20 protein-coding genes and 2 tRNA genes are annotated in these 20,027 nt (G+C 71.5%); 13 read left to right on the top strand and 9 right to left on the bottom strand.

Annotated features, from left to right (window positions below; translation table 11 throughout):
- The first annotated feature begins 149 nt into the window (after positions 1-149).
- The 4 genes from AB0N17_RS36375 (at position 150) to AB0N17_RS36360 (ending at position 3,337) form a co-directional block, all read left to right on the top strand.
- Positions 150-1,262: an SDR family oxidoreductase gene (locus tag AB0N17_RS36375; RefSeq protein ID WP_366015905.1), complete on the top strand. Its 1,113-nt coding sequence runs from the start codon at positions 150-152 to the stop codon at positions 1,260-1,262.
- A gap of 113 nt (positions 1,263-1,375) precedes the next feature.
- On the top strand, positions 1,376-1,834 hold the full coding sequence (locus AB0N17_RS36370; RefSeq protein ID WP_366015904.1) for a molybdenum cofactor biosynthesis protein MoaE: 459 nt from the start codon (positions 1,376-1,378) through the stop codon (positions 1,832-1,834).
- 214 nt (positions 1,835-2,048) lie between these two features.
- A complete protein-coding gene (locus AB0N17_RS36365) occupies positions 2,049-2,189 on the top strand; it encodes a hypothetical protein (protein WP_366015939.1) in 141 nt (46 codons plus the stop codon).
- A 50-nt stretch (positions 2,190-2,239) separates the two neighbouring features.
- Positions 2,240-3,337, top strand: a complete 1,098-nt coding sequence (locus AB0N17_RS36360; RefSeq protein WP_366015902.1) for a PDZ domain-containing protein — start codon at positions 2,240-2,242, stop codon at positions 3,335-3,337.
- 89 nt (positions 3,338-3,426) lie between these two features.
- Here the strand turns inward: AB0N17_RS36360 and AB0N17_RS36355 are convergent, their stop codons facing one another.
- The gene (locus AB0N17_RS36355) at positions 3,427-3,969 is read right to left on the bottom strand and encodes a PPA1309 family protein (RefSeq protein ID WP_366015901.1); all 543 of its coding nucleotides are present in this window, start codon (positions 3,967-3,969) and stop codon (positions 3,427-3,429) included.
- 164 nt (positions 3,970-4,133) lie between these two features.
- On the opposite strand from AB0N17_RS36355, the gene AB0N17_RS36350 reads away from it, so the two are divergent.
- The 4 genes from AB0N17_RS36350 to AB0N17_RS36335 all read left to right on the top strand — a co-directional run bounded on the left by AB0N17_RS36350 (position 4,134) and on the right by AB0N17_RS36335 (position 9,342).
- Positions 4,134-7,046 (top strand): UPF0182 family protein, encoded by a 2,913-nt coding sequence (locus tag AB0N17_RS36350; RefSeq protein ID WP_366015938.1) that lies wholly within the window; start codon positions 4,134-4,136, stop codon positions 7,044-7,046.
- Positions 7,047-7,087: 41 nt separating this feature from the next.
- Positions 7,088-7,161: transfer RNA gene (locus AB0N17_RS36345), tRNA-Met, on the top strand.
- Positions 7,162-7,365: 204 nt separating this feature from the next.
- Positions 7,366-9,186, top strand: a complete 1,821-nt coding sequence (locus tag AB0N17_RS36340) for a tetratricopeptide repeat protein (protein ID WP_366015900.1) — start codon at positions 7,366-7,368, stop codon at positions 9,184-9,186.
- Between the two features lie 82 nt (positions 9,187-9,268).
- Positions 9,269-9,342: transfer RNA gene (locus tag AB0N17_RS36335), tRNA-Met, on the top strand.
- 103 nt (positions 9,343-9,445) lie between these two features.
- Here the strand turns inward: AB0N17_RS36335 and AB0N17_RS36330 are convergent.
- Complete coding sequence (locus AB0N17_RS36330) at positions 9,446-9,862, bottom strand: Fur family transcriptional regulator (protein WP_366015899.1); 417 nt, start codon at positions 9,860-9,862, stop codon at positions 9,446-9,448.
- A 161-nt stretch (positions 9,863-10,023) separates the two neighbouring features.
- Here AB0N17_RS36330 and AB0N17_RS36325 point away from each other — a divergent pair, with 161 nt between their 5' ends.
- Positions 10,024-11,478 (top strand): catalase, encoded by a 1,455-nt coding sequence (locus tag AB0N17_RS36325; RefSeq protein WP_366015898.1) that lies wholly within the window; start codon positions 10,024-10,026, stop codon positions 11,476-11,478.
- A 65-nt stretch (positions 11,479-11,543) separates the two neighbouring features.
- On the opposite strand, the gene AB0N17_RS36320 is transcribed toward AB0N17_RS36325, so the two are convergent.
- Positions 11,544-11,939, bottom strand: a complete 396-nt coding sequence (locus AB0N17_RS36320) for a CBS domain-containing protein (protein ID WP_366015897.1) — start codon at positions 11,937-11,939, stop codon at positions 11,544-11,546.
- Positions 11,940-12,087: 148 nt separating this feature from the next.
- The gene (gene hisN, locus AB0N17_RS36315; RefSeq protein WP_366015896.1) at positions 12,088-12,888 is read right to left on the bottom strand and encodes a histidinol-phosphatase; all 801 of its coding nucleotides are present in this window, start codon (positions 12,886-12,888) and stop codon (positions 12,088-12,090) included.
- Between the two features lie 148 nt (positions 12,889-13,036).
- On the opposite strand from hisN, the gene AB0N17_RS36310 reads away from it, so the two are divergent.
- On the top strand, positions 13,037-13,642 hold the full coding sequence (locus AB0N17_RS36310; RefSeq protein ID WP_366015895.1) for a TetR/AcrR family transcriptional regulator: 606 nt from the start codon (positions 13,037-13,039) through the stop codon (positions 13,640-13,642).
- 49 nt (positions 13,643-13,691) lie between these two features.
- On the opposite strand, the gene AB0N17_RS36305 is transcribed toward AB0N17_RS36310, so the two are convergent.
- The 5 genes from AB0N17_RS36305 to AB0N17_RS36285 form a co-directional block, all read right to left on the bottom strand.
- The gene (locus tag AB0N17_RS36305; RefSeq protein ID WP_366015894.1) at positions 13,692-14,291 is read right to left on the bottom strand and encodes a hypothetical protein; all 600 of its coding nucleotides are present in this window, start codon (positions 14,289-14,291) and stop codon (positions 13,692-13,694) included.
- Positions 14,292-14,302: 11 nt separating this feature from the next.
- Positions 14,303-14,626, bottom strand: a complete 324-nt coding sequence (locus tag AB0N17_RS36300) for a multidrug efflux SMR transporter (RefSeq protein WP_353605384.1) — start codon at positions 14,624-14,626, stop codon at positions 14,303-14,305.
- A gap of 84 nt (positions 14,627-14,710) precedes the next feature.
- Entirely contained in the window at positions 14,711-15,721 is a 1,011-nt protein-coding gene (gene rsgA / locus AB0N17_RS36295; RefSeq protein ID WP_366015893.1) for a ribosome small subunit-dependent GTPase A, read from the bottom strand.
- Between the two features lie 11 nt (positions 15,722-15,732).
- On the bottom strand, positions 15,733-17,049 hold the full coding sequence (gene aroA, locus AB0N17_RS36290; protein WP_366015892.1) for a 3-phosphoshikimate 1-carboxyvinyltransferase: 1,317 nt from the start codon (positions 17,047-17,049) through the stop codon (positions 15,733-15,735).
- Between the two features lie 141 nt (positions 17,050-17,190).
- Complete coding sequence (locus AB0N17_RS36285; protein WP_366015891.1) at positions 17,191-17,916, bottom strand: M50 family metallopeptidase; 726 nt, start codon at positions 17,914-17,916, stop codon at positions 17,191-17,193.
- 49 nt (positions 17,917-17,965) lie between these two features.
- On the opposite strand from AB0N17_RS36285, the gene AB0N17_RS36280 reads away from it, so the two are divergent.
- From AB0N17_RS36280 to AB0N17_RS36270, 3 genes are all read left to right on the top strand, one after another.
- Positions 17,966-18,820: an SOS response-associated peptidase gene (locus AB0N17_RS36280; RefSeq protein ID WP_366015889.1), complete on the top strand. Its 855-nt coding sequence runs from the start codon at positions 17,966-17,968 to the stop codon at positions 18,818-18,820.
- 28 nt (positions 18,821-18,848) lie between these two features.
- Positions 18,849-19,478 carry an alpha/beta family hydrolase gene (locus AB0N17_RS36275; RefSeq protein WP_366015887.1) on the top strand — a complete coding sequence of 210 codons (630 nt, stop codon included), beginning with the start codon at positions 18,849-18,851 and terminating at the stop codon, positions 19,476-19,478.
- Between the two features lie 254 nt (positions 19,479-19,732).
- On the top strand, positions 19,733-20,027 hold a 295-nt coding region (locus AB0N17_RS36270), incomplete at its 3' end, for a sigma factor (RefSeq protein ID WP_366015886.1).

Below are 20,027 nucleotides of genomic sequence, written 5' to 3'. Positions count from 1 at the left end.
GGCTGTGCCCGACAACACCACCCAGCGTAGACACCCGGACCCGATCGGGCCTCGGTGCTTCGCCTGCGGAAGGCCTGCGGCAGGATGGATGCACCTGGTACGTACGCGTCACTCGCGCCCGTATGGAAGACAACCGCTGGAGACGCCCGGTGAGTTCCCCAGATCCGCAGGTTCGCGCAGCGCGAAACCTCTCAACCCCTCCCGCCGTACGCGGCCCCGTCGTCGCCGTCACCGGTGCCGCCACCGGGGTGGGCGCCCTGCTCACCGAGCGGCTCGCCGCCTGCGAGGAGATCAAGCAGGTCGTCGCCATCGACGAACGGCGCGGGGAGTGCGCCGACGCCCAGTGGCACATCCTCGACGTCCGCGACCCCGCGATCGCGGACAAGCTGCGGGGCGCGGACGTGGTCGTGCACCTCGCGCTCGATCTCGACCTGGAGACCGATCCGGCCGCGCGGACCGCTTACAACGTCCGGGGGACCCAGACCGTGCTGACGGCCGCCGCGGCGGCCGGCGTGCACCGGGTGGTGCTGTGCACCTCGGCGATGGTCTACGGCGCGCTGCCCGACAACGAGCTGCCCCTGTCGGAGGACGCCGAGCTGCGGGCGACCGCCGAGGCGACCGGGGTCGGGGACCTGCTGGAGATCGAGCGGCTGGCGCGGCGGGCCCCCCGGGCCCATCCGGGGCTGAACGTCACCGTGGTACGGCCCGCGGTGCTGGTGGGCGGCACCGACACCGCGCTGACCAGGTACTTCGAGTCGCCTCGGCTGCTGGTCGTGGCCGGGTCGCGGCCCGCTTGGCAGTTCTGCCACGTCGAGGACCTGTGCAGCGCGCTCGAGTACGCCGTGCTGGAGAAGGTCGACGGGGAACTGGCCGTCGGCTGTGACGGGTGGCTGGAGCAGGAGGAGGTCGAGGAGCTGAGCGGTATCCGGCGCATGGAGCTGCCGTCGGCGGTCGCGCTCGGCGCGGCGGCCCGGCTGCACCGGATCGGGCTCACACCGTCTCCCGCGGGAGACCTGGCCTACACGATGAACCCGTGGGTGGTCAGCGGCAGCCGGCTGCACGACGCCGGGTGGCGGCCGCGGTGGACCAACGAGGAGGTGCTCGCGGAGCTGCTGGAGGAGGTCTCCGGGAGGCACACGGTGGCCGGGCGGCGGCTGGGGCGCAAGGACGCGACGGCGGCGGGGGCCGCGGGCGCGACCGTGGCGCTGCTGGGCGCGGCGGCCGTCGTACGGCGGGCCCGGAAGGCCCGGCGGCGCCTGTAGACGTCCTGAGCCCGTCGGCCGCAGGCGGCTGTAGAAGCCTCCAAGGCACCACGCGCGCGTGACGGGTGAAACACGCATTCCGTGGCGTCACACGCGTGCGGCACGATAGGGGTATGGCACACACGCACGAGCACCCCGGTGAGCAGGCCGCTCAGGATCCCATCAAGCTGATCGGCGTCCGGGAGACCGCGCTCTCCGTGGACGAGGTGTTCCAGGCCGTCGGGGACGACGCGGCCGGGGGCGTCGCGCTGTTCGTGGGGACCGTGCGGAACCACGACGAGGGCGCCGACGTGGACGCGCTCGGGTACTCCTGCCACCCCAGCGCCGAGGCCGAGATGCGGCGGATCGCCGAGAAGGTGGTGGCCGACCACCCGGTCCGCGCGCTGGCCGCGGTGCACCGGGTCGGTGATCTCGCGGTGGGCGATCTCGCCGTCGTCGTCGGCGTGGCCTGCCCGCACCGGGCCGAGGCCTTCGAGGCCTGCCGCAAGCTCATCGACGACCTCAAGCACGAGGTGCCCATCTGGAAACACCAGCGGTTCTCGGACGGCACCGAGGAATGGGTGGGCGCGTAGCGTCGCCGAGGGGTGGTGGCCGGGTGACGGGAGGGCGGGCCGGGGCCTGCCGATGTCCGTCACTTGGAGCACATCGGACCCTCGGGTTGCGTAACCGGGACCCTCGCGTGAGCGTTGTCAGTGCGGATGGTTAATCTGCTGATCAGTCAGTTGCGGACGCTCATGGCCTCGGGAGGTCGGCATGGGGGCGCTTGTCTGGCTGCTGATTCCGCTTGTGGCTGCGATCGGCGGCGGACTGTGGGGCAGTTGGGCCAATCGGACCCGCAGAATACGCGGTGACGGCCCCGAGCTGGACGGATACGCCCGCTTCCGCGCGGCCATGGAGAAGCCGGACTCGGGCGCGCGCGGCGCCTGACGGGGGTGCCCTGACGGTGCGCTGACAGACACGTCCCGTACTGTCGAGTCATGCCACGCCGCACCGCGACGATGCTCGCCTCCACCCTGATGCTGATCGCGCTCCTGTGCGCGGGAGTACTCATCCCCGTGCCGTACGCGGAGATGTCTCCCGGCCCGACCGTGAACACGCTGGAGGACCACGACGGCGAGCCGGTGCTGCAGATCTCCGGGCACAAGACCTACCCGACCGACGGCCACCTGAACATGACCACCGTCCGGGTGACCAGCGCGGACTTCCGGATGAACCTGGTGGAGGCGGTCTACGGCTGGCTGGCGCACGACAGCAAGGTCGTCCCGCACGACACGCTGTACCCGGACGGCAAGACCGAGGAGCAGTCCACCCAGGAGAACGCCGAGGAGTTCAGCCAGTCCCAGGAGAGCGCGAAGGTCGCCGCGCTGAAGGAGCTGGGCGTCCCGGTGAAGTCCTGGGTGATCGTCTCCACCGTCCTCAAGGACTCCCCGGCCGAGGGCCGGCTGCACGCCGGTGACGTGATCAAGGCCGTGGACGGCGCCGCGGTCAAGCAGCCCTCCGACGTCGCCAAGCTCGTGACCAAGCACAAGCCGGGCCAGAAGGTCGTCTTCACCGTCGTGCCGGCCAAGGAACAGGCCGCCGCGGAGAAGGCGCACCGGACGGCGACCAGGACGCAGAACGTCACCCTCACGACGCGGACGTCCGACGACAGCGGGGCGAAGCGGGCCATCGTCGGGATCTCCGCCGGGACCGACCACACCTTCCCGTTCACCATCGACATCAAGCTCGCCGACGTCGGCGGGCCCAGCGCCGGTCTGATGTTCGCCCTCGGCATCTACGACAAGCTCACCCCGGGCAGCCTCACCGGCGGAAAGTTCGTCGCCGGTACCGGCACCATCGACGACAGCGGCACGGTCGGGCCGATCGGCGGCATCGAGATGAAGACCGTCGGCGCGCGCGACAAGGGCGCCCAGTACTTCCTGACGCCCGCCGACAACTGCGCCGCCGCGGCCAAGGACACCCCGAGCGGGCTCACCCTGGTCAAGGTCAAGACGATCGGGGACGCGCTCGACGCCCTGAAGGACATCCGCACGGGGCACACCGGCGCACTGCCCAGCTGCACCACCAAGGGCTGAGCCGGCCCTGACGCGGCTGGGGGCGCCCCTGTCGACCAGGGGCGCCCCCAGCGCCGTACCGCGGGACGTCGGTCCGCGTCCGTCCGCCGTCAGTCCGCGAAGGTCGCCGACAGCGCCTCGGCCAGGCCGGGAACCAGCTCGGGGCCGGTCAGGACCTCCGTCGGGGAGTCCTTCTCGCGCAGGCGCAGCGCCGCCTCGCGGCTGCCGTCGCGCAGCACCGCGACCGTCATCCGGACCTCCTGGCGCTCGGGGTGCTCGGCCACCCACCGGGCCAGTTTGGCCTCGCTCAGGTTCTGCGGGACCTGCGTCTCGGCGGACGGCGGCAGCATCAGGCGCTCCACCGTGAGCGCGCAGCCGGCCACCGCGTCGGGCCAGGCGATGGTGCCGAGGAACTCGTCGAGCGGCTTGCCGGACGGGATCTCGTCCTGCTCGATCGGGGTGAGACCGACGGTCTCGGACTCCTCCCCGAGACCCAGCTGGGCCGCGAGCGCGGGTTCCTGAACCCGCAGCCGTGCGGTGTCGACGAGGGCGAAGAGGCGAGCGGGCTGGTCCCAGCCGAGGCCGGAGGCGTACTCGTCGATCTCGAGTACGGCCCGGGTGAGCGGGTTCGCTGCCATGGGAGTGTTGGACATGGTCACAATCCTGCCTCGTTCCCGGCCCGAATCGGGAACCGAGCACAGCGTGAGTAAGTTGCATAGGTGTTGGCCCGCGATCACGGGGGGCCACGGAGGGCTCGCGAACACGAGGGCCTGACGGATCGACAGCGAACTTCGAGGTGCGCACCTTGGCTTTCCAGATGCCGGACCGCGGCGGAGGCTCGACGGGGCCACGGATGAGAGCGGGCCGCCCGTCCCGGCGTGTCCGGGTCCTGCTGATGACGCTGGGCGTCCTCGCCGTCCTCGGCATGGCGTTCACCATGTTCGCGGGCTTCTGGACGGACTGGCTGTGGTACCGGTCGGTGCACTACTCGTCCGTGTTCACGACCACCCTGTCGACCAAGATCGGGCTGTTCTTCGTCTTCGGCCTGCTGATGGCGGTGGCGGTCGGGGTCAACATCTGGCTCGCGCACCGGCTGCGGCCCCCGCTGAGCGCCATGTCCATGGAGCAGCAGAGCCTCGACCGGTACCGGATGGGTATCGCGCCGTACAAGAAGTGGCTGCTGCTCGCCGTCACCGCGCTGGTCGGGCTGATCGCGGGCGCCTCGGCGGCCGGCCAGTGGCGGACCTGGCTGATGTGGGTCAACGGCGTCCCCTTCCACCAGAAGGACCCCCAGTTCCACCTGGACGTCTCCTTCTACGCCTTCGACCTGCCCTGGTACCGCTTCCTGCTGGGCTTCGGCTTCGCCACAGCCATCCTGTGCCTGATCGCCGCCGCCCTCACCCACTACCTGTACGGCGGGCTGCGCGTCACCAGCCCCGGCGCGCGCGCCACCGCCGCCGCGACCGGGCATCTGTCGGTGCTGCTCGGCATCTTCGTGGCCCTCAAGGCGGTCGCGTACTGGCTCGACCGGTACGGCCTGGCGGTGAAGTCCAGCGACTTCAAGGCGACCGGCCAGTGGACCGGCCTGCGCTACGTCGACGCCAACGCCTATCTGCCGGCGAAGACCATCCTGTTCTGCATCGCCGTCATCTGCGCGCTGCTGTTCTTCGCGACCCTGTGGCGGCGCACCTGGCAGCTGCCCGTCATCGGCTTCGGCCTGATGGTCCTGTCGGCGATCCTGATCGGCGGCCTGTACCCGGCGATCGTGCAGAAGTTCCAGGTCCAGCCCAACGAGCAGGCCAAGGAAGCCCCGTACGTCCAGAAGAACCTCAAGGCGACCCGCGAGGCCTACGGCATCGACGACACCAAGGTCACCGAGTACTCCGGTCAGTCCACGACGAAGGACAAGACCAAGCTGCGCGACGACGCGAACGACGCGGCGAGCATCCGGATCATGGACCCGAACATCGTCTCGCCGACGTTCCAGCAGCTGCAGCAGATGCGGAAGTACTACGGGTTCCCCACCAACCTGGACGTCGACCGGTACCCCACCAAGGACGGCAAGGAGCAGGACACGGTCGTCGGCCTGCGCGAGCTGAACCTGGACGGCGTGCCCAACAACAACTGGATCAACGACCACTTCCGCTATACGCACGGCTATGGCGTGGTCGCCGCCAAGGGCACCGAGGCCGCCGACGGCCAGCCGGTCTTCACCGAGTACGACCTGCCGTCCAAGGGTGACCTCGGCACCTACGAGCAGCGGATCTACTACGGGGAGAAGACCAGCACCTACTCGATCGTCGGCGGTCCCCAGAAGGAGATCGACTACTCCGACGACCGTGGCGAGCAGTCCACCAGTTACCAGGGCAAGAGCGGGGTCAACCTGGACAACCCGCTCAACCGGGCCGCGTACGCGGTGGCGTTCAACGAGCCGCAGATCCTCTACTCGGGCGCGATCGGCAAGGGCTCGCGGATCCTGTACAACCGCACGCCCAAGGAGCGCGTCGAGGCGGTCGCCCCCTGGCTGACCATCGACGGCGACGCCTACCCGGCGGTCGTCAAGGGCCGCATCCAGTGGATCGTGGACGCGTACACGACGTCGAACGGCTACCCGTACTCCTCCCGTACGACGCTCGGCGACACGACGGCCGACTCGCTGACCGCGACCAACAACTCGCGCTCGGTGGTGGCCCAGCAGAACCAGGTCAACTACATCCGCAACTCGGTGAAGGCGACCGTCGACGCGTACACGGGTGAGGTCAAGCTCTACCAGTGGGACACCGAGGACCCGGTGCTGAAGACCTGGATGAAGGCCTTCCCCGGCACGGTGGAGCCGAGGAAGGCGATCTCGGACGACCTGATGGCCCATCTGCGGTATCCGCAGGACCTGTTCAAGGTCCAGCGCGAGCTGCTCACCCGCTACCACGTCACGGACGCGCAGACGTTCCTCACCGGCAGCGAGGTCTGGCAGGTGCCGGACGACCCGACCAACCAGTCGGGCAACGCGGTGCCGCCGTACTACCTGAGCATGAAGATGCCCGACCAGAGCAAGCAGGCGTTCTCGCTGTCGACGACGTTCACGCCCAACGGCCGGGACAACCTGAGCGCGTTCATGACGATCGACGCCGAGGCGGGCACCGGCGACTACGGCAAGATCAGAATCCTGAAACTGCCGACCAGCACCACGGTCGACGGACCCAAACAGGTGCAGAGCCAGTTCAACTCGGAACAGGACATCGCCGCGGCGATCAAGCTCCTCAAGGGCGGCGACTCCGAGGTCGAGTACGGCAATCTGCTGACGGTACCCCTGGACGGCGGCCTGCTCTACGTGGAGCCGGTCTACGTACGCGGTGGCGGGCTGAAGTACCCGTTGCTGCGCAAGGTGTTGGTCACCTACGAAGGCAGGACCGCCTTCGAGAACACGCTCGGCGAGGCGCTCGACAAGGTCTTCGGCACGACGGGCTCGGTCACCACACCACCGGACACCGGCACCACCAATCCGCCCGCGACCGGCAATCCGACGGTCCAACAGGCCCTGAGCGACGCGCAGAAGGCCTTCGACGCCGGCCAGGAGGCCCTGCGGGCCCCGAACGGGCCGGACTGGACCGCCTACGACAAGGCGCAGAGGAGCCTGAAGGACGCGCTGAAGCGGGCCGCGGACGCGGAGAGCAAGGCCGGCGGGTCCGGTCGGTCGGACGGCGGCAAGAACGGAAGCGGCAAAAAGAGTTGATCAAGTCCACCCCGTGTCGTGGTACGGTTGCCGAGCAACGGCGCGGGGTGGAGCAGCTCGGTAGCTCGCTGGGCTCATAACCCAGAGGTCGCAGGTTCAAATCCTGTCCCCGCTACTGCGAACGAAGGCCCGGATCCAACAGGATCCGGGCCTTCGTGGTGTGCGAACTCATGTACTGAGGGGAGGTACGGCCGCGCCGCCGTGGGGAGTTGAGTGGGGTGTGTTTGACTTGTCGTCCTGTGGGCATGTCGATAAAACGCTGAAGTGACCTCACGGGCTGCGGTATACCGGGTATACCCAGGTTGCAGGTGGTGCGACGATGGACGTTATGGGGGACAAGGCAACTCTGTTCGAGACAGGGCGATTTGTGCGGTCCTCGGAGGATTCCGGGGAGGAGACGTCCCGTGACCAGCGGGACGACATGGGGGATGCCGCCGAGGAACTGCGGCTGCGCCTCGCGTCGGAGACCGGCGACGTCGAGGCGATGAGCGTCCTCGGGGCCATGCTGCTGCGCCGCGGCGACCTCGACGGAGCCGAGCCCCATCTGCGGGCTGCCACCGCGGCCGGTGACCGGGCCGCCGCCAACAACCTGGGCGTCCTTCTGCACCAGCGCGGCTACGCCGAGGAGGCGGCCGGCTGGTGGCGCATCGCCGCCGTCGCCGGTTCCGCCGCCGCCGCGCACGCGCTGGGCCGCCACCACCGCGAGCGCGGGGACGAACCCGCCGCCGAGTACTGGCTGCGCCAGTCCGCCGAGCAGGGCCATGCCCTCGGCGCCTACGCACTCGCCGACCTCCTGGAGCACCGCGGGGACGTCGGCGCCGAGCACTGGATGCGGGCCGCCGCCGAGCGGGGTCATCGCGAGGCCGCCTACCGGCTGGCGCGCGCTCTCGACCGCACGGCCGGGCACGGGGACGAAAGTGGCGCCGACAACGCTGTCGCGGAGGCCGAGCAGTGGTACCGGCAGGCCGCTGCGCGCGGTCACCGGCGGGCCGCGCTGCACCTCGGCGCCATCCTGGAGAAGCGCGGGGAGCTGAAGGAGGCCGGGCGCTGGTACCTGACCTCGGCCAAGGACGGCGAGCCCCGGGCCGCCTGCGCGCTCGGCTTCCTGCTGCGGGACGCGGGCGACACCGAGAGCGCGGCCGTCTGGTGGTTGCGCGCCGCCCAGGACGGCGACGGCAACGCGGCCAACGCGCTCGGCGCGCTGCACGCCGAGCGCGGGGAGACCCAGACCGCCGAGCGCTGGTACCGGGCCGCGCTGGACGCCGGCGACGACAACGGCGCCTACAACCTCGGGCTGCTCTGCGCCGAGCAGGGCCGGACCGCGCAGGCCGAGCAGTGGTACCGGCGGGCCGCCTACGCCGGGCACCGGGAGGCCGCGAACGCCCTCGCCATCCTGCTGCTCCAGGGCGGCGACACGACCGGCGCGGAGCCGTGGTTCTCCAAGGCGGCCGAGGCCGGCAGCGTGGACGCGGCGTTCAACCTCGGCATCCTGTACGCCGGGCGCGGCGCGGACGAGATGGCGCTGCGCTGGTACGAGCGGGCCGCTGCCGCCGGACACACCGAGGCCGCCCTGCAGGTCGGGATCGCCCGGCTGCGCGACCGCGACGAGCCGGAGGCCGAGCGGCACCTGCGGTGTGCGGCGGGCGGCGGCAGCGCGGAGGCCGCCTACCGGCTGGCCACCCTCCTCGACGCGCGCCGGCCTCCGGAGCCGGCGCACGAGCTGGGGGAGGTCGTCCACGAGAAGACCGAGTGCGAGGAGTGGTACGAGCGGGCCGCCACCCAGGGGCACCGGCGGGCGCAGGTGCGGGTCGGCATGCTGGCCGCCGCGCGCGGTGACGTGGTCGAGGCGGCGCGGTGGTACCGGGCGGCGGCCGAGGCCGGGTCGCGCAACGGCGCCTTCAACCTGGGGCTGCTGCTCGCCCGCGAGGGGAGCGAGCCGGAGGCGGCGGTGTGGTGGACCCGGGCCGCCGATGCCGGGCACGGCCGGGCGGCGCTCCGGCTGGCCCTCGTCTACGCGCGTCGCGGCGAGCTGGCGGAGGGGCAGAAGTGGGCCGGCCGGGCGGCGGAGCTGGGACCGGCGGAGGTGGCCGAGCGGGCGGGGCGGCTGCGGGACGCGCTGCGGGAGGAACTGACCGCGTGATGCCGGGAAAGTGGCCCTGGTCACTCGGCCCCCAACTGATTTGCCTCCGTCGGCTCCCCTCGCGTAATGTCGTGTTCACCGACGCGGGGTGGAGCAGCTCGGTAGCTCGCTGGGCTCATAACCCAGAGGTCGCAGGTTCAAATCCTGTCCCCGCTACTGAAGGCCGAGGGCCGGAATCCAGAAACGGATTCCGGCCCTCGGTTTTTGCGTGCCTACGCGAAGGGCCCCGGCGGTGCCGGGGCCCTCGGAAGCGTGGGTGTCAGACGCCGGCGCAGTTCGGGCACAGCCCGCGATACGTCACCTCGACGTCCGACACCGTGAAGCCGAAGCGCTCGGTGTCGGGGAGGTCGGCGATCGGGTTGCCCGTCGGGTGGACGTCACGGATCGCGCCGCACCGGGCGCAGACCAGGTGGTGGTGCGGCCGGTGCGCGTTGGGGTCGTAGCGCTTGGCGCGCTTGTCCGTCGAGACTTCCAGCACCTCGCCGAGCGTGACCAGCTCACCCAGCGTGTTGTAGACGGTCGCCCGGGAGATCTCGGGCAGTTTCGCGACAGCCCGTGCGTGGACCTCGTCGGCCGTCAGATGAACGTGCTCGCCGTCGAGGACCTCGGCCACGACGCGCCGCTGCGCGGTCATCCGCCATCCGCGTCCACGCAGCCGTTCCAGAAGGTCGCTCATGGCCACCAGCCTAACAGGAAGACGTCCCAGGACGGGAATAGGTGTGACTTTGGATCAGCATTTGACTTAGACATTGTCCAATGTAGGATCTGGAACGGCTTTAGCCACAGGACAGAACTGGGACAGGGCAGGACTGGTCAGGAATGACGCAGGAGGCGCACGTGACGCAGGGACCGCTCACCACGGAGGCCGGTGCCCCGGTCGCCGACAACCAGAACAGCGAGACGGCGGGCGTCGGCGGACCGGTCCTGGTCCAGGACCAGCTGCTGCTGGAGAAGCTGGCCCACTTCAACCGCGAGCGCATCCCGGAGCGGGTGGTGCACGCCCGCGGTGCCGGCGCGTACGGCACGTTCACGGTGACGGCCGATGTCACGCCGTACACGCGTGCCGCCTTCCTCTCCGAGATCGGCAAAGAGACCGAGGTCTTCCTGCGTTTTTCGACCGTGGCCGGAAATCTCGGCGCGGCGGACGCCGTCCGCGACCCGCGGGGCTTCGCGGTGAAGTTCTACACCGAGGAGGGCAATTACGACCTCGTCGGCAACAACACCCCGGTCTTCTTCATCCGGGACGCCGTCAAGTTCCCGGACTTCATCCACACCCAGAAGCGGGACCCGTACACCGGTTCCACCGAGGCCGACAACGTGTGGGACTTCTGGTCGCTGTCGCCGGAGTCGACACACCAGGTGACCTGGCTGTTCGGCGACCGCGGCATCCCGGCGTCGTACCGGCACATGGACGGCTTCGGCTCGCACACCTTCCAGTGGAACAACGAGGCCGGCGAGGTCTTCTGGGTCAAGTACCACTTCAAGACCGAACAGGGGATCAAGAACCTCACCGCCGGGGAGGCGGAGGTCCTCGCGGGCAAGGACCCCGACTCCCACCAGCGTGACCTGCGCGAGGCGATCGAGCGCGGCGAGTTCCCGAGCTGGCGGGTCGGTGTGCAGATCATGCCGGCCGCGGACGCGGCGGCGTACCGGTTCAACCCGTTCGACCTGACCAAGGTGTGGCCGCACGCGGACCACCCGGTCCTGGAGATCGGCAGGCTGGAGCTGAACCGCAACCCGCGCAACGTCTTCGCCGAGGTCGAGCAGTCCATCTTCAGCCCCGCGCACTTCGTGCCGGGCATCGGCCCCTCACCCGACAAGATGCTCCAGGGGCGTCTGTTCGCGTACGGCGACGCGCACCGCTACCGCGTCGGCATCAACGCCGACCACCTGCCGGTGAACCGCCCGCACGCCACCGAGGCACGCACCAACTCCCGTGACGGCCACCTGTACGACGGCCGGCACGGGGAGGCGAAGAACTACGAGCCGAACAGCTTCGGCGGTCCGCGGCAGACCGGCCGCGCGCTGTGGCAGCCGTTCGACGGCTTCACCGGCGGCACCGGCAGCCACCCGACACCGGCGCACGCCGAGGACGACGACTTCGTGCAGGCGGGCAACCTCTACCGGCTGATGTCGGAGGAGGAGCGGGAGCGCCTGGTCGCCAATCTCGCGGGGGCGATCTCCGGGGTCTCCCGCGAGGACATCGTCGCGCGCGCGATCGGCAACTTCCGCAACGCCGACGCCGGCTTCGGCAAGCGGCTGGAGGCGGCGGTGCAGGCCCTGCGCGGCTGAGCCGGCCGCCCTCGCGGCCGGACGGGCCGGACCCACGGTGCTCTGGGTCCGGCCCGTTCGTGCGCTCAGGGGACGGGGGCGGGCTCGCGGGCCGGGGCCCAGCAGCGGATGACGTCACGGACCGAGACGATCCCGGCGACCTCGCCGCGGTCCAGGACGACCAGGTGCCGGAAGCCGCCGTGGGCCATCGCCCGGGCGGCCTCCTGGAGGGTCCAGGTGGGGGCGGCGAAGACGACCTCGGTGGTGGTGTGGGCGTGGGTGCGTTCGGTGTCGGGGTTCTGGCCGAGGCCTACGGAGTTGAGGATGTCGCGTTCGGTGAGGATGCCGATGCCGCCGGCGTCCGGGTCGAGGACCACGGCGGCGCCGACGCGGCGGGCGGACATCAGGGCGGCTGCCTGGCGCAGGGTGTGGGCGGGGCCGACGGTGAGGATCACCGTGCTCATGGCGTCTCGGACGAGCATGGGTGGGGCCACCTCCTAGGAATCGCTGCCGTTGTGCAGAGATTCACAAGTTCACAAGTGGGGGTGACCTCAGGTTGCCAGGTAAAGCGTGGGTCAACAAGGGGGCGCGCGACGTCAGTTGAGGGCGTACCGGGAGTACTCCCGTTCCTCACTGGCGCTGGTTGAGATACCCCAGCAACTCCTCGTGCAGCAGGCCGTTGGACGCGGCGGCGTTGCCGCTGTGCGGGCCCGGGCGGCCGTCGAGGCCGGTGAAGGTGCCGCCCGCCTCGGTGACGATGACCGCGTTGGCCGCCATGTCCCAGAGCGACAGCTCCGGCTCGGCGCAGAGGTCGACGGACCCCTCGGCGACCATCATGTAGGGCCAGAAATCGCCGTACGCGCGCGTGCGCCACACCTGGCGGGTGAGGTCCAGGAAGCCGCCGAGGCGGTCCTGCTCCTCCCAGCCGGACAGGGACGAGTACGCGAACGAGGCGTCCGCGAGCGTGCCGACGCGGGAGACGTGGATACGGCCGGCGGAGGTGATGCTGCGGCCGCTGAAGGCGCCGTGCCCCTTCGCCGCCCACCAGCGGCGGCCGAGGGCGGGCGCGGAGACGAGGCCGACGACGGGCTGGTAACCGCCCTCGCCCGCCTCCATGAGCGAGATGAGGGTGGCCCACACCGGCACGCCGCGGACGTAGTTCTTGGTGCCGTCGATCGGGTCGATCACCCAGCGGCGGGGACCGCTGCCCTCGACGCCGTACTCCTCGCCGAGGACCGAGTCCCGCGGGCGGGCGCGCTGGAGCTGGCCGCGGATGAGTTCCTCCGCCGCCTTGTCCGCTTCGCTCACCGGGGTCATGTCCGGCTTCGTCTCCACCTTCAGGTCGAGCGCCTTGAAGCGCTCCATGGTGGCGGCGTCGGCAGCGTCGGCGAGGACGTGGGCGAGGCGCAGGTCATCCAGGTAGTCCGGCATGTAGGGAACGGTATCTGCCGCGGCCCGTACCAAGCCACAGGGGGCGGTGCGTGTCAGCGCCCCGGGAGGCGAGAGCGCCCCCGCACCCTTGACAGTGCATACAACCCCGTCAAACCTGGGCGCAGGGTCGCTCCGCCCCAGGGAGGCGATGATGCCTGCTGCCCGGGATTCGTTGCTGGACGCCGCGTACACGGCGCTCGCGCGCCGGCCGTGGTCCGCTGTGCGGATGGTCGACGTGGCCGCGGCGGCCGGGGTGTCCCGGCAGACGTTGTACAACGAGTTCGGCAGCAAGGACGGGCTGGCCAGAGCGCTGGTGCGACGGGAGGCCGACGGCTATCTCGCCGGTGTCGAGCGGGCGCTCGCCGGCTCCGGCGGGGTGGAGGAGCGGCTCACCGCCGTCGCCGAGTGGACGAGCCGCGCCGCACGGGACAACGCGCTGGTACGGGCCCTGCTCACCGGTTGCTGGACCGAGCGGCTGCCCGCTCCGCCGCTGGCCGGCGTGGCCTCGTCCTCGGCGGTGCCCGCGCAGCGCCGTGCGGACGGGCCGCTGCCGGCGCCCCGCGACTTCGTGCGGATCGTGCGGGACCGCGCGGTCAGCGCCCTGGCGGGACCCGCGGCGGCCGCCGACACCGCCGAGCTGGGCCGGCCCTGCGAACTGGTCGTGCGCCTCGCCCTGTCCTGCGTGGCGGCACCGCCGGGTGAGGGCGGGGTGGCGGAGCTCGTCCGGGCGGTCGTCCCGTGCCCGGCGGTCTGACGAGGCGTCAATCGCCAGCTCAGCGAAGAGGAAAGGGATGCGAGCCGGCTCAGTACGGGCCGCCCCGGTGGTAGGAGGACCTGTGCTGCTGCGGCCGGTCACCGCGCTCGTGCGCAGCGTCGGACCGGTCGGCGGGTGCCGAGCGTCCCGCCAGGTCGCGCAGCGTCCGAAGCCCGGCCAGCACCTCGCCGCGCCGGCCGGAATCCTTCAGCCACTTGGGCAGGCGCGGCAGCATCGCCTGCGTGGACCCGGTCCCGCCCTCGCGCAACGTCGCCCCCACGTAGTCGGCCAGCTCGGCGACGTGCTCCTCGTCGTAGGCCCACAGAACCCGCCCCGCACAACGCGTCTGAAGCCAGAGCGGCCGCCGGAAGAACGGGTCCTCGGTGCCGCCGAAGTCGACCCCGATCAGCGCGCCGCCCCGCAGCTCCGCCTGCCACTCGGCGGTCGCGCCGCACCCGCCGCACGTGAGCCGGCGGGGCCGGAACATCAGCTCTCCGAAGTGCTTGAGAGGGGGAAGACCGGGGCGCTGCACCACCTCCGCCCGGCCACCGCAGCGGGGACAGACCACGAGGATGCGACCCGCGTACCGGGCCAGCCACCGTCCCCGGTCCAGGTGCCGGGCCGGACCGGTGCTCCCCTCGCCCTCCACGCCCGACGCCTTCAGTGCGTCGACCCCGACAGCTGCAGCCCGATCACCCCGACGATGACCAGACTGATCGACACGATCTTCAGGGTGGACACCAGGTCGCCGAGGAAGACCATGCCGTAGATCGCGGTGCCCGCCGCGCCGATGCCGGTCCACACCGCGTAGGCGGGGCCGACGTCGAGTTTCCGCAGGGAGAGGGTCAGCAGGCCGAAGCTGCCGAGCGCGAAGGACGCGAAGGCGATCGTCGGCCACAGGCGGGTGAAGCCGTGGGAGAGCTTCAGGCACACGGCGAAACCGGTCTCCAGAATCCCGGCCACGATGACCAGCAGCCACGCCATGTGCGGTCCTCCCGTTGGTCCGGATCTCCGGCTGGGTGCGATTATGCACTTACCGGCCGGACACCCCGGCAAACAACGCGGCGCTCAGTCGCCCTCCTTGCGCTCCCGCGTGGCCAGCAGCCGCCGCAGCGAGTAGAGCCGCGCCGGGTCCGCGTGGCCCTCCTCGACCCAGGCGTCCAGCGCGCAGTCCGGCTCGTCGTGACTGCACGCGCGCGGGCAGCCCTCCGTGCCGGACTCCAGGTCCGGGAAGGCGTGGATCACACGGGACGGGTCGATGTGCGCGAGGCCGAAGGAGCGCACGCCCGGAGTGTCGATCACCCAGCCGTCCGCCCCCGTGAGCGGCAGCGCGAGAGCCGACGTGGTGGTGTGCCGGCCGCGGCCCGTCACCGCGTTCACATGGCCCGTCGTACGCCGCCGCTCCTCCGGCACCAGCGCGTTGACCAGGGTGGTCTTGCCGACGCCCGAGTGGCCGACGAACGCGGTGATCTTGCCGTCGAGGTGCTCGCGCACCCGGTCCGCCGCATCCCCGTTCTCCAGCTCCTCACGGCTGGTGACCACGTACGGGATGTCGAGGTCGCCGTACAGCTCCAGCAGCTTGTCCGGCGGGGCCAGGTCCGACTTGGTCATGACCAGCAGGGGTTCCAGGCCGCCGTCGTAGGCCGCCACCAGGCAGCGGTCGATCAGCCGCGGGCGCGGCTCGGGGTCGGCCAGGGCCGTGACGATCGCCAGCTGGTCGGCGTTGGCGACGACCACCCGCTCGAAGGGGTCGTCGTCGTCGGCCGTGCGGCGCAGCAGCGACGACCGCTCCTCGATGCGGACGATCCGCGCGAGGGTGTCCTTCTTGCCGGTCAGGTCGCCGACCAGGGCCACCCGGTCGCCCACCACGGCGGCCTTGCGGCCCAGTTCGCGGGCCTTCATCGCGGTCACCGCGGTGCCGTCGACCAGACAGGTCAGCCGGCCCCGGTCCACGGTGAGGACCATGCCCTCGGCCGCGTCCTCGTGCTTGGGCCGGATGTTGGTCCGCGGCCGGTTGCCCTTGCGGTTGGGACGGGTGCGGATGTCGTCCTCGTCGGTGTGCTTGCCGTAACGGCGCATGACGTACGTCCCTACTGCCCGAGCATCCCGGTCCACAGCTCGGGGAAGTCCGGCAGGGTCTTCGCCGTCGTCGCCACGTCCTCGATCCGTACGCCCTCGACCGCCAGGCCGATGATCGCACCGGCGGTCGCCATGCGGTGGTCCTCGTAGGTGTGGAAGACGCCTCCGTGCAGGGGGCGTGGGCGGATGTGCAGACCGTCGGCGGTCTCGGTGACGTCGCCGCCGAGTTCGTTGATCTCCTTGGTCAGCGCGGCCAGCCGGTCCGTCTCGTGCAGCCGCAGGTGCGCCACGCCCCGCAGCGTGGAGGGGGAGTCGGCGAGCGCGGCGACGGCGGCGATGCCGGGGGTCAGCTCACCGACGTCGCCGAGGTCCACGTCGACGCCGTGGACGGCACCCGAACCGGTGAACACCAGCCCGTACTCGGTGAGTTCGCAGGAACCGCCCATCTCGGTGAAGATCTCCCGCAGCCGGTCACCCGGCTGAGTGGTGCGCTCGGGCCAGTCCGGGATCAGCACCTTGCCGCCGGTGACCAGGGCCGCCGCCAGGAACGGCTGGGCGTTGGACAGGTCCGGCTCGATCGTCAGGTCGCGGCCGAGCAGCGCGCCCGGCGTCACCCGCCACACGTTCGGCTCGCCGCCCGACTCCGGGGTGTCCACCTGCGCGCCGACCGCGCGCAGCATGTCCACCGTCATCCGGATGTGCGGCATGGAGGGCAGGGTCGCGCCGGTGTGGCGGACCTCGACGCCCTGGTTGAAGCGCGGGCCGGACAGCAGCAGCGCGCTCACGAACTGGGAGGACGAGGAGGCGTCGATCGACACCGGGCCGCCGTCCAGGGCCCCGCCGCCGTGCACGGTCAGGGGCAGCGCGCCGCGGCCGTCGTCGTCGATCCGGGCGCCGAGCGCGCGCAGCGCGTCGATCACGCCGTGCAGGGGGCGCTCGTACGACCGCGGGTCCCCGTCGAACCGGATGGGACCGTCGGCCAGCGCGGCCACCGGCGGCAGGAACCGCATCACCGTGCCGGCGTTGCCGACGTCGACCGTGGCCGGGCCGTGCAGACCGGTCGGCAGCACCCGCCAGGCCTCGCCGGTGCCGTCGGGACCGACCCCTTCCTCGATCTCCACACCCATGGCCCGGAGGGCGCCGGCCATCAGCAGGGTGTCGCGCGAGCGCAGCGGGCGGCGCAGCCAGCCCGGCTCGGAGGCGAGGGCGGCCAGCACCAACGCGCGGTTGGTGACCGACTTGGACCCGGGCACGTGGACCGTCGCGTCGACGGCTCCGCTCGCGTGCGGGGCGGGCCAGAGGGCGGTGTGTGCGGGGTTAACGGTCATGCGCCCACTTTAGTGGCTGGGAGCGACCGGAGATCTTGATCAAAAGCGGCGAAACCCGAACGAAATCACGGCGCCGGGCATGCCGCGCATATATGCGCCCCGGGCCCGCGAGGGCGGCCGCCCCGCCCCGCCCCGCCCCGCTCACACCTCCAGCAGCCAGCGCCCCCCGCCGATCAGCGAGCACAGCGACACCGCATGGAACAGGAACAGCCACAGGCCCGCCGGTACGTGCGTCAGCCGGGACAGCTGGTCCGCGTCCGAGTCGCCCGCTCCGCCCCGGGACCGCTTGGCCTGCAGCTCGAACGGCGGCCGCACCCCGCCGAAGAGCAGGAACCACACCACCGCGTACGCGAACGCCGCCTGCACCTGCGGGCCCGCCAGCCACGACACCAGCAGGAAGGCGCCGCCCGCGAGGACGACGGTCAGCACGCCGTACGCGTTGCGGATCATCACGAGCATCGCCACCAGCAGGGCCGTGGCCGCCCACAGCAGGAGGGTGATGCGGCCGGCGGCCAGCAGGGCGGCACCGCCGAGGCCCAGCAGCGAGGGTGCCGTGTACCCCGCGGCGGCCGTCAGGATCATGCCCACGCCGTACGGCTTGCCCCGGCTCACGGTCAGCCCGCTGGTGTCGGAGTGCAGGCGGATTCCGGTGAGCTGCCGGCCGGTGAGCAGGGCGATCAGCCCGTGGCCGCCCTCGTGCGCGATGGTGATCGCGTTGCGGGATATCCGCCACAGCGTGTGCGGGACCACCACGGCGAGCGCCGCGACCAGCGTGGCCAGCACCACCCACAGGTCGGGATCGGGCTGGGTGCCGGTGAGCCGGTCCCAGAGGTCGGGCAGCGCGAGGGCGGCGGCGAGGCTGTCCATGTGTCGAGGTGGCTCCTGTCGGCTTACGGAGTCTGGCAGTGTGGCACGTATGTGCGGACGGTATGCATCGAGTCGCAGGCCCGAGGATCTCGCAGGAATCTTCGGGGTCGAGATGGGGGTCCCCCCAGGGCGAGCGGAGTCGAGCCTCTGGGGGAGGGAGCCCGAGGAGACCCTGGAGCCGGACTACAACGTGGCGCCGACCAAGGAGGTCTACGCCGTCCTCGACCGTCCCCTGAAAGACGCGGACTCCCCGCGTCCGGTTCGCCAGCTGCGCAAGCTGAGGTGGGGCCTGGTCCCGTCCTGGGCCAAGACCCCCGAGGGCGGCGCCCGGATGATCAACGCGCGTGCGGAGACCGTGCACGAGAAGCCCGCCTACCGGCGTGCCTTCGCCGCCCGCCGGTGCATCGTCCCCGCCGACGGCTACTACGAGTGGGTCACCGGCACGCAGGAGCGGGAGCTGGAGGTCGAGGGCCGGAAGAAGAGGCCGCGCAAGCAGCCGTACTTCGTGCTGCCCGCCGACGGCTCGGTGTTCGCGATGGCCGGGCTGTACGAGTTCTGGCGCGACCGGACCCTGCCCGACGACCACCCGGGTGCCTGGTGGGTGACCTGCTCCGTGATCACCACGGAGGCCGAGACGACCCCGCTGGCCGTGGCCCCCGCCGACGGCCCGCACTCCCTCGCCGACATCCACCCCCGGATGCCGCTCATGCTCACCCCGGACCGCTGGGACGCCTGGCTCGACCCCGCCCGCACCGACCCGGAGCACCTGCGCGACCTGCTCGCCCCGCCCCCGGCCGGCCGGATGCGCGCCTACCCGGTCTCCACGGCGGTCAGCAACGTCCGCAACAACGGCCCGGAGCTGCTGAAGGAACTGGAGGCCCCGGAAGAGGGCACACTCTTCTAGCGTGACTGGGGTGACGAGGGTGACGAGCGTGACGACCGAGATCATCAGCACGGAGGCGGGGGACGCCCGCATCACCTGGCACCCGGGGCACAAGGCGCGGCTCGTGCTCGCCGCCGGCCATGGCGCGGGCGGCGGTGTCGAGGCCCGGGACCTCCAGGCGCTCGCCCGGGCACTGCCCGCGCACGGCGTGACCGTCGCCCTGGTGGAGCAGCCCTGGCGGGTGGCCGGGAAGAAGGTCGCGCCCGCGCCGAAGACCCTGGACGCCGGTTGGCGCGGAGTCTGGCCCGCGCTGGCCCGGCCCGGCCTGCCGGTGATCTCCGCCGGCCGCAGCGCCGGCGCCCGGGTCGCCTGCCGTACCGCGGCCGAGCTGGGCGCGCACGCCGTGCTCGCGCTGAGCTTCCCGCTGCACCCGCCGGGCAAGCCGGAGAAGTCCCGCGCGCAGGAGCTGCTGGGGGCCGGGGTGCCCACGCTGGTCGTCCAGGGCGGCAACGACCCCTTCGGCAGGCCGGCGGAGTTCCCCGAGGGCTCGTACCGGCTCGTCGAGGTGCCGTACGGCGATCACGGCTTCGCCTTGCCCAAGCGCGCGGAGATCACCCAGGAGCGGGCGCTGGAGATCGTCACCGAGGGTGTTGTGGAGTGGGCCGCGTCACTCGGGTGAGGCGGGAATGCCGGGATGCGGACGGCTGTTGAGGCGGACAGAAGTGCTGAGGCCTCGGCACCGACGTCGTAGGGAAGGAAGTCCGCCGCATGGGTTCGACCGTATGCCCGAGCCGCAGCAGCCGCCTTGACCTGGACTGGTCGGTGCTGCACGCGGCCAAGGCCGCTCCTATTCGAGGAGCGGCAGGCACGGGTCGTGTTCTATCCTCCGAAACGAGTGGGACCGGTCTCGGTCCTGCCCGGGATCTTGAGGAGGTGGGTCCGGTCACCGGTACCGACGCAGGGACCGACAACGGCCAGGCGGAGCGGCCCGAGGGCCAGGGCGTCAGCGCGGGCGCGAGCAAGGAGTCCGGCGCGGAGCGCACCGCGCGCTTCGAGCGGGACGCGCTCGAGTTCCTCGACCAGATGTACTCGGCCGCGCTGCGCATGACACGCAACCCGGCCGACGCCGAGGACCTGGTGCAGGAGACGTACGCCAAGGCCTACGCGTCCTTCCACCAGTTCCGTGAGGGCACCAACCTCAAGGCGTGGCTGTACCGGATCCTCACCA

The sequence above is a fragment of the Streptomyces sp. NPDC051133 genome (assembly GCF_040682635.1).
Lineage (GTDB): Bacteria > Actinomycetota > Actinomycetes > Streptomycetales > Streptomycetaceae > Streptomyces.
Note: the sequence above shows the minus strand (reverse complement) of the source record. Positions and strands in the feature narration are given on the sequence as shown.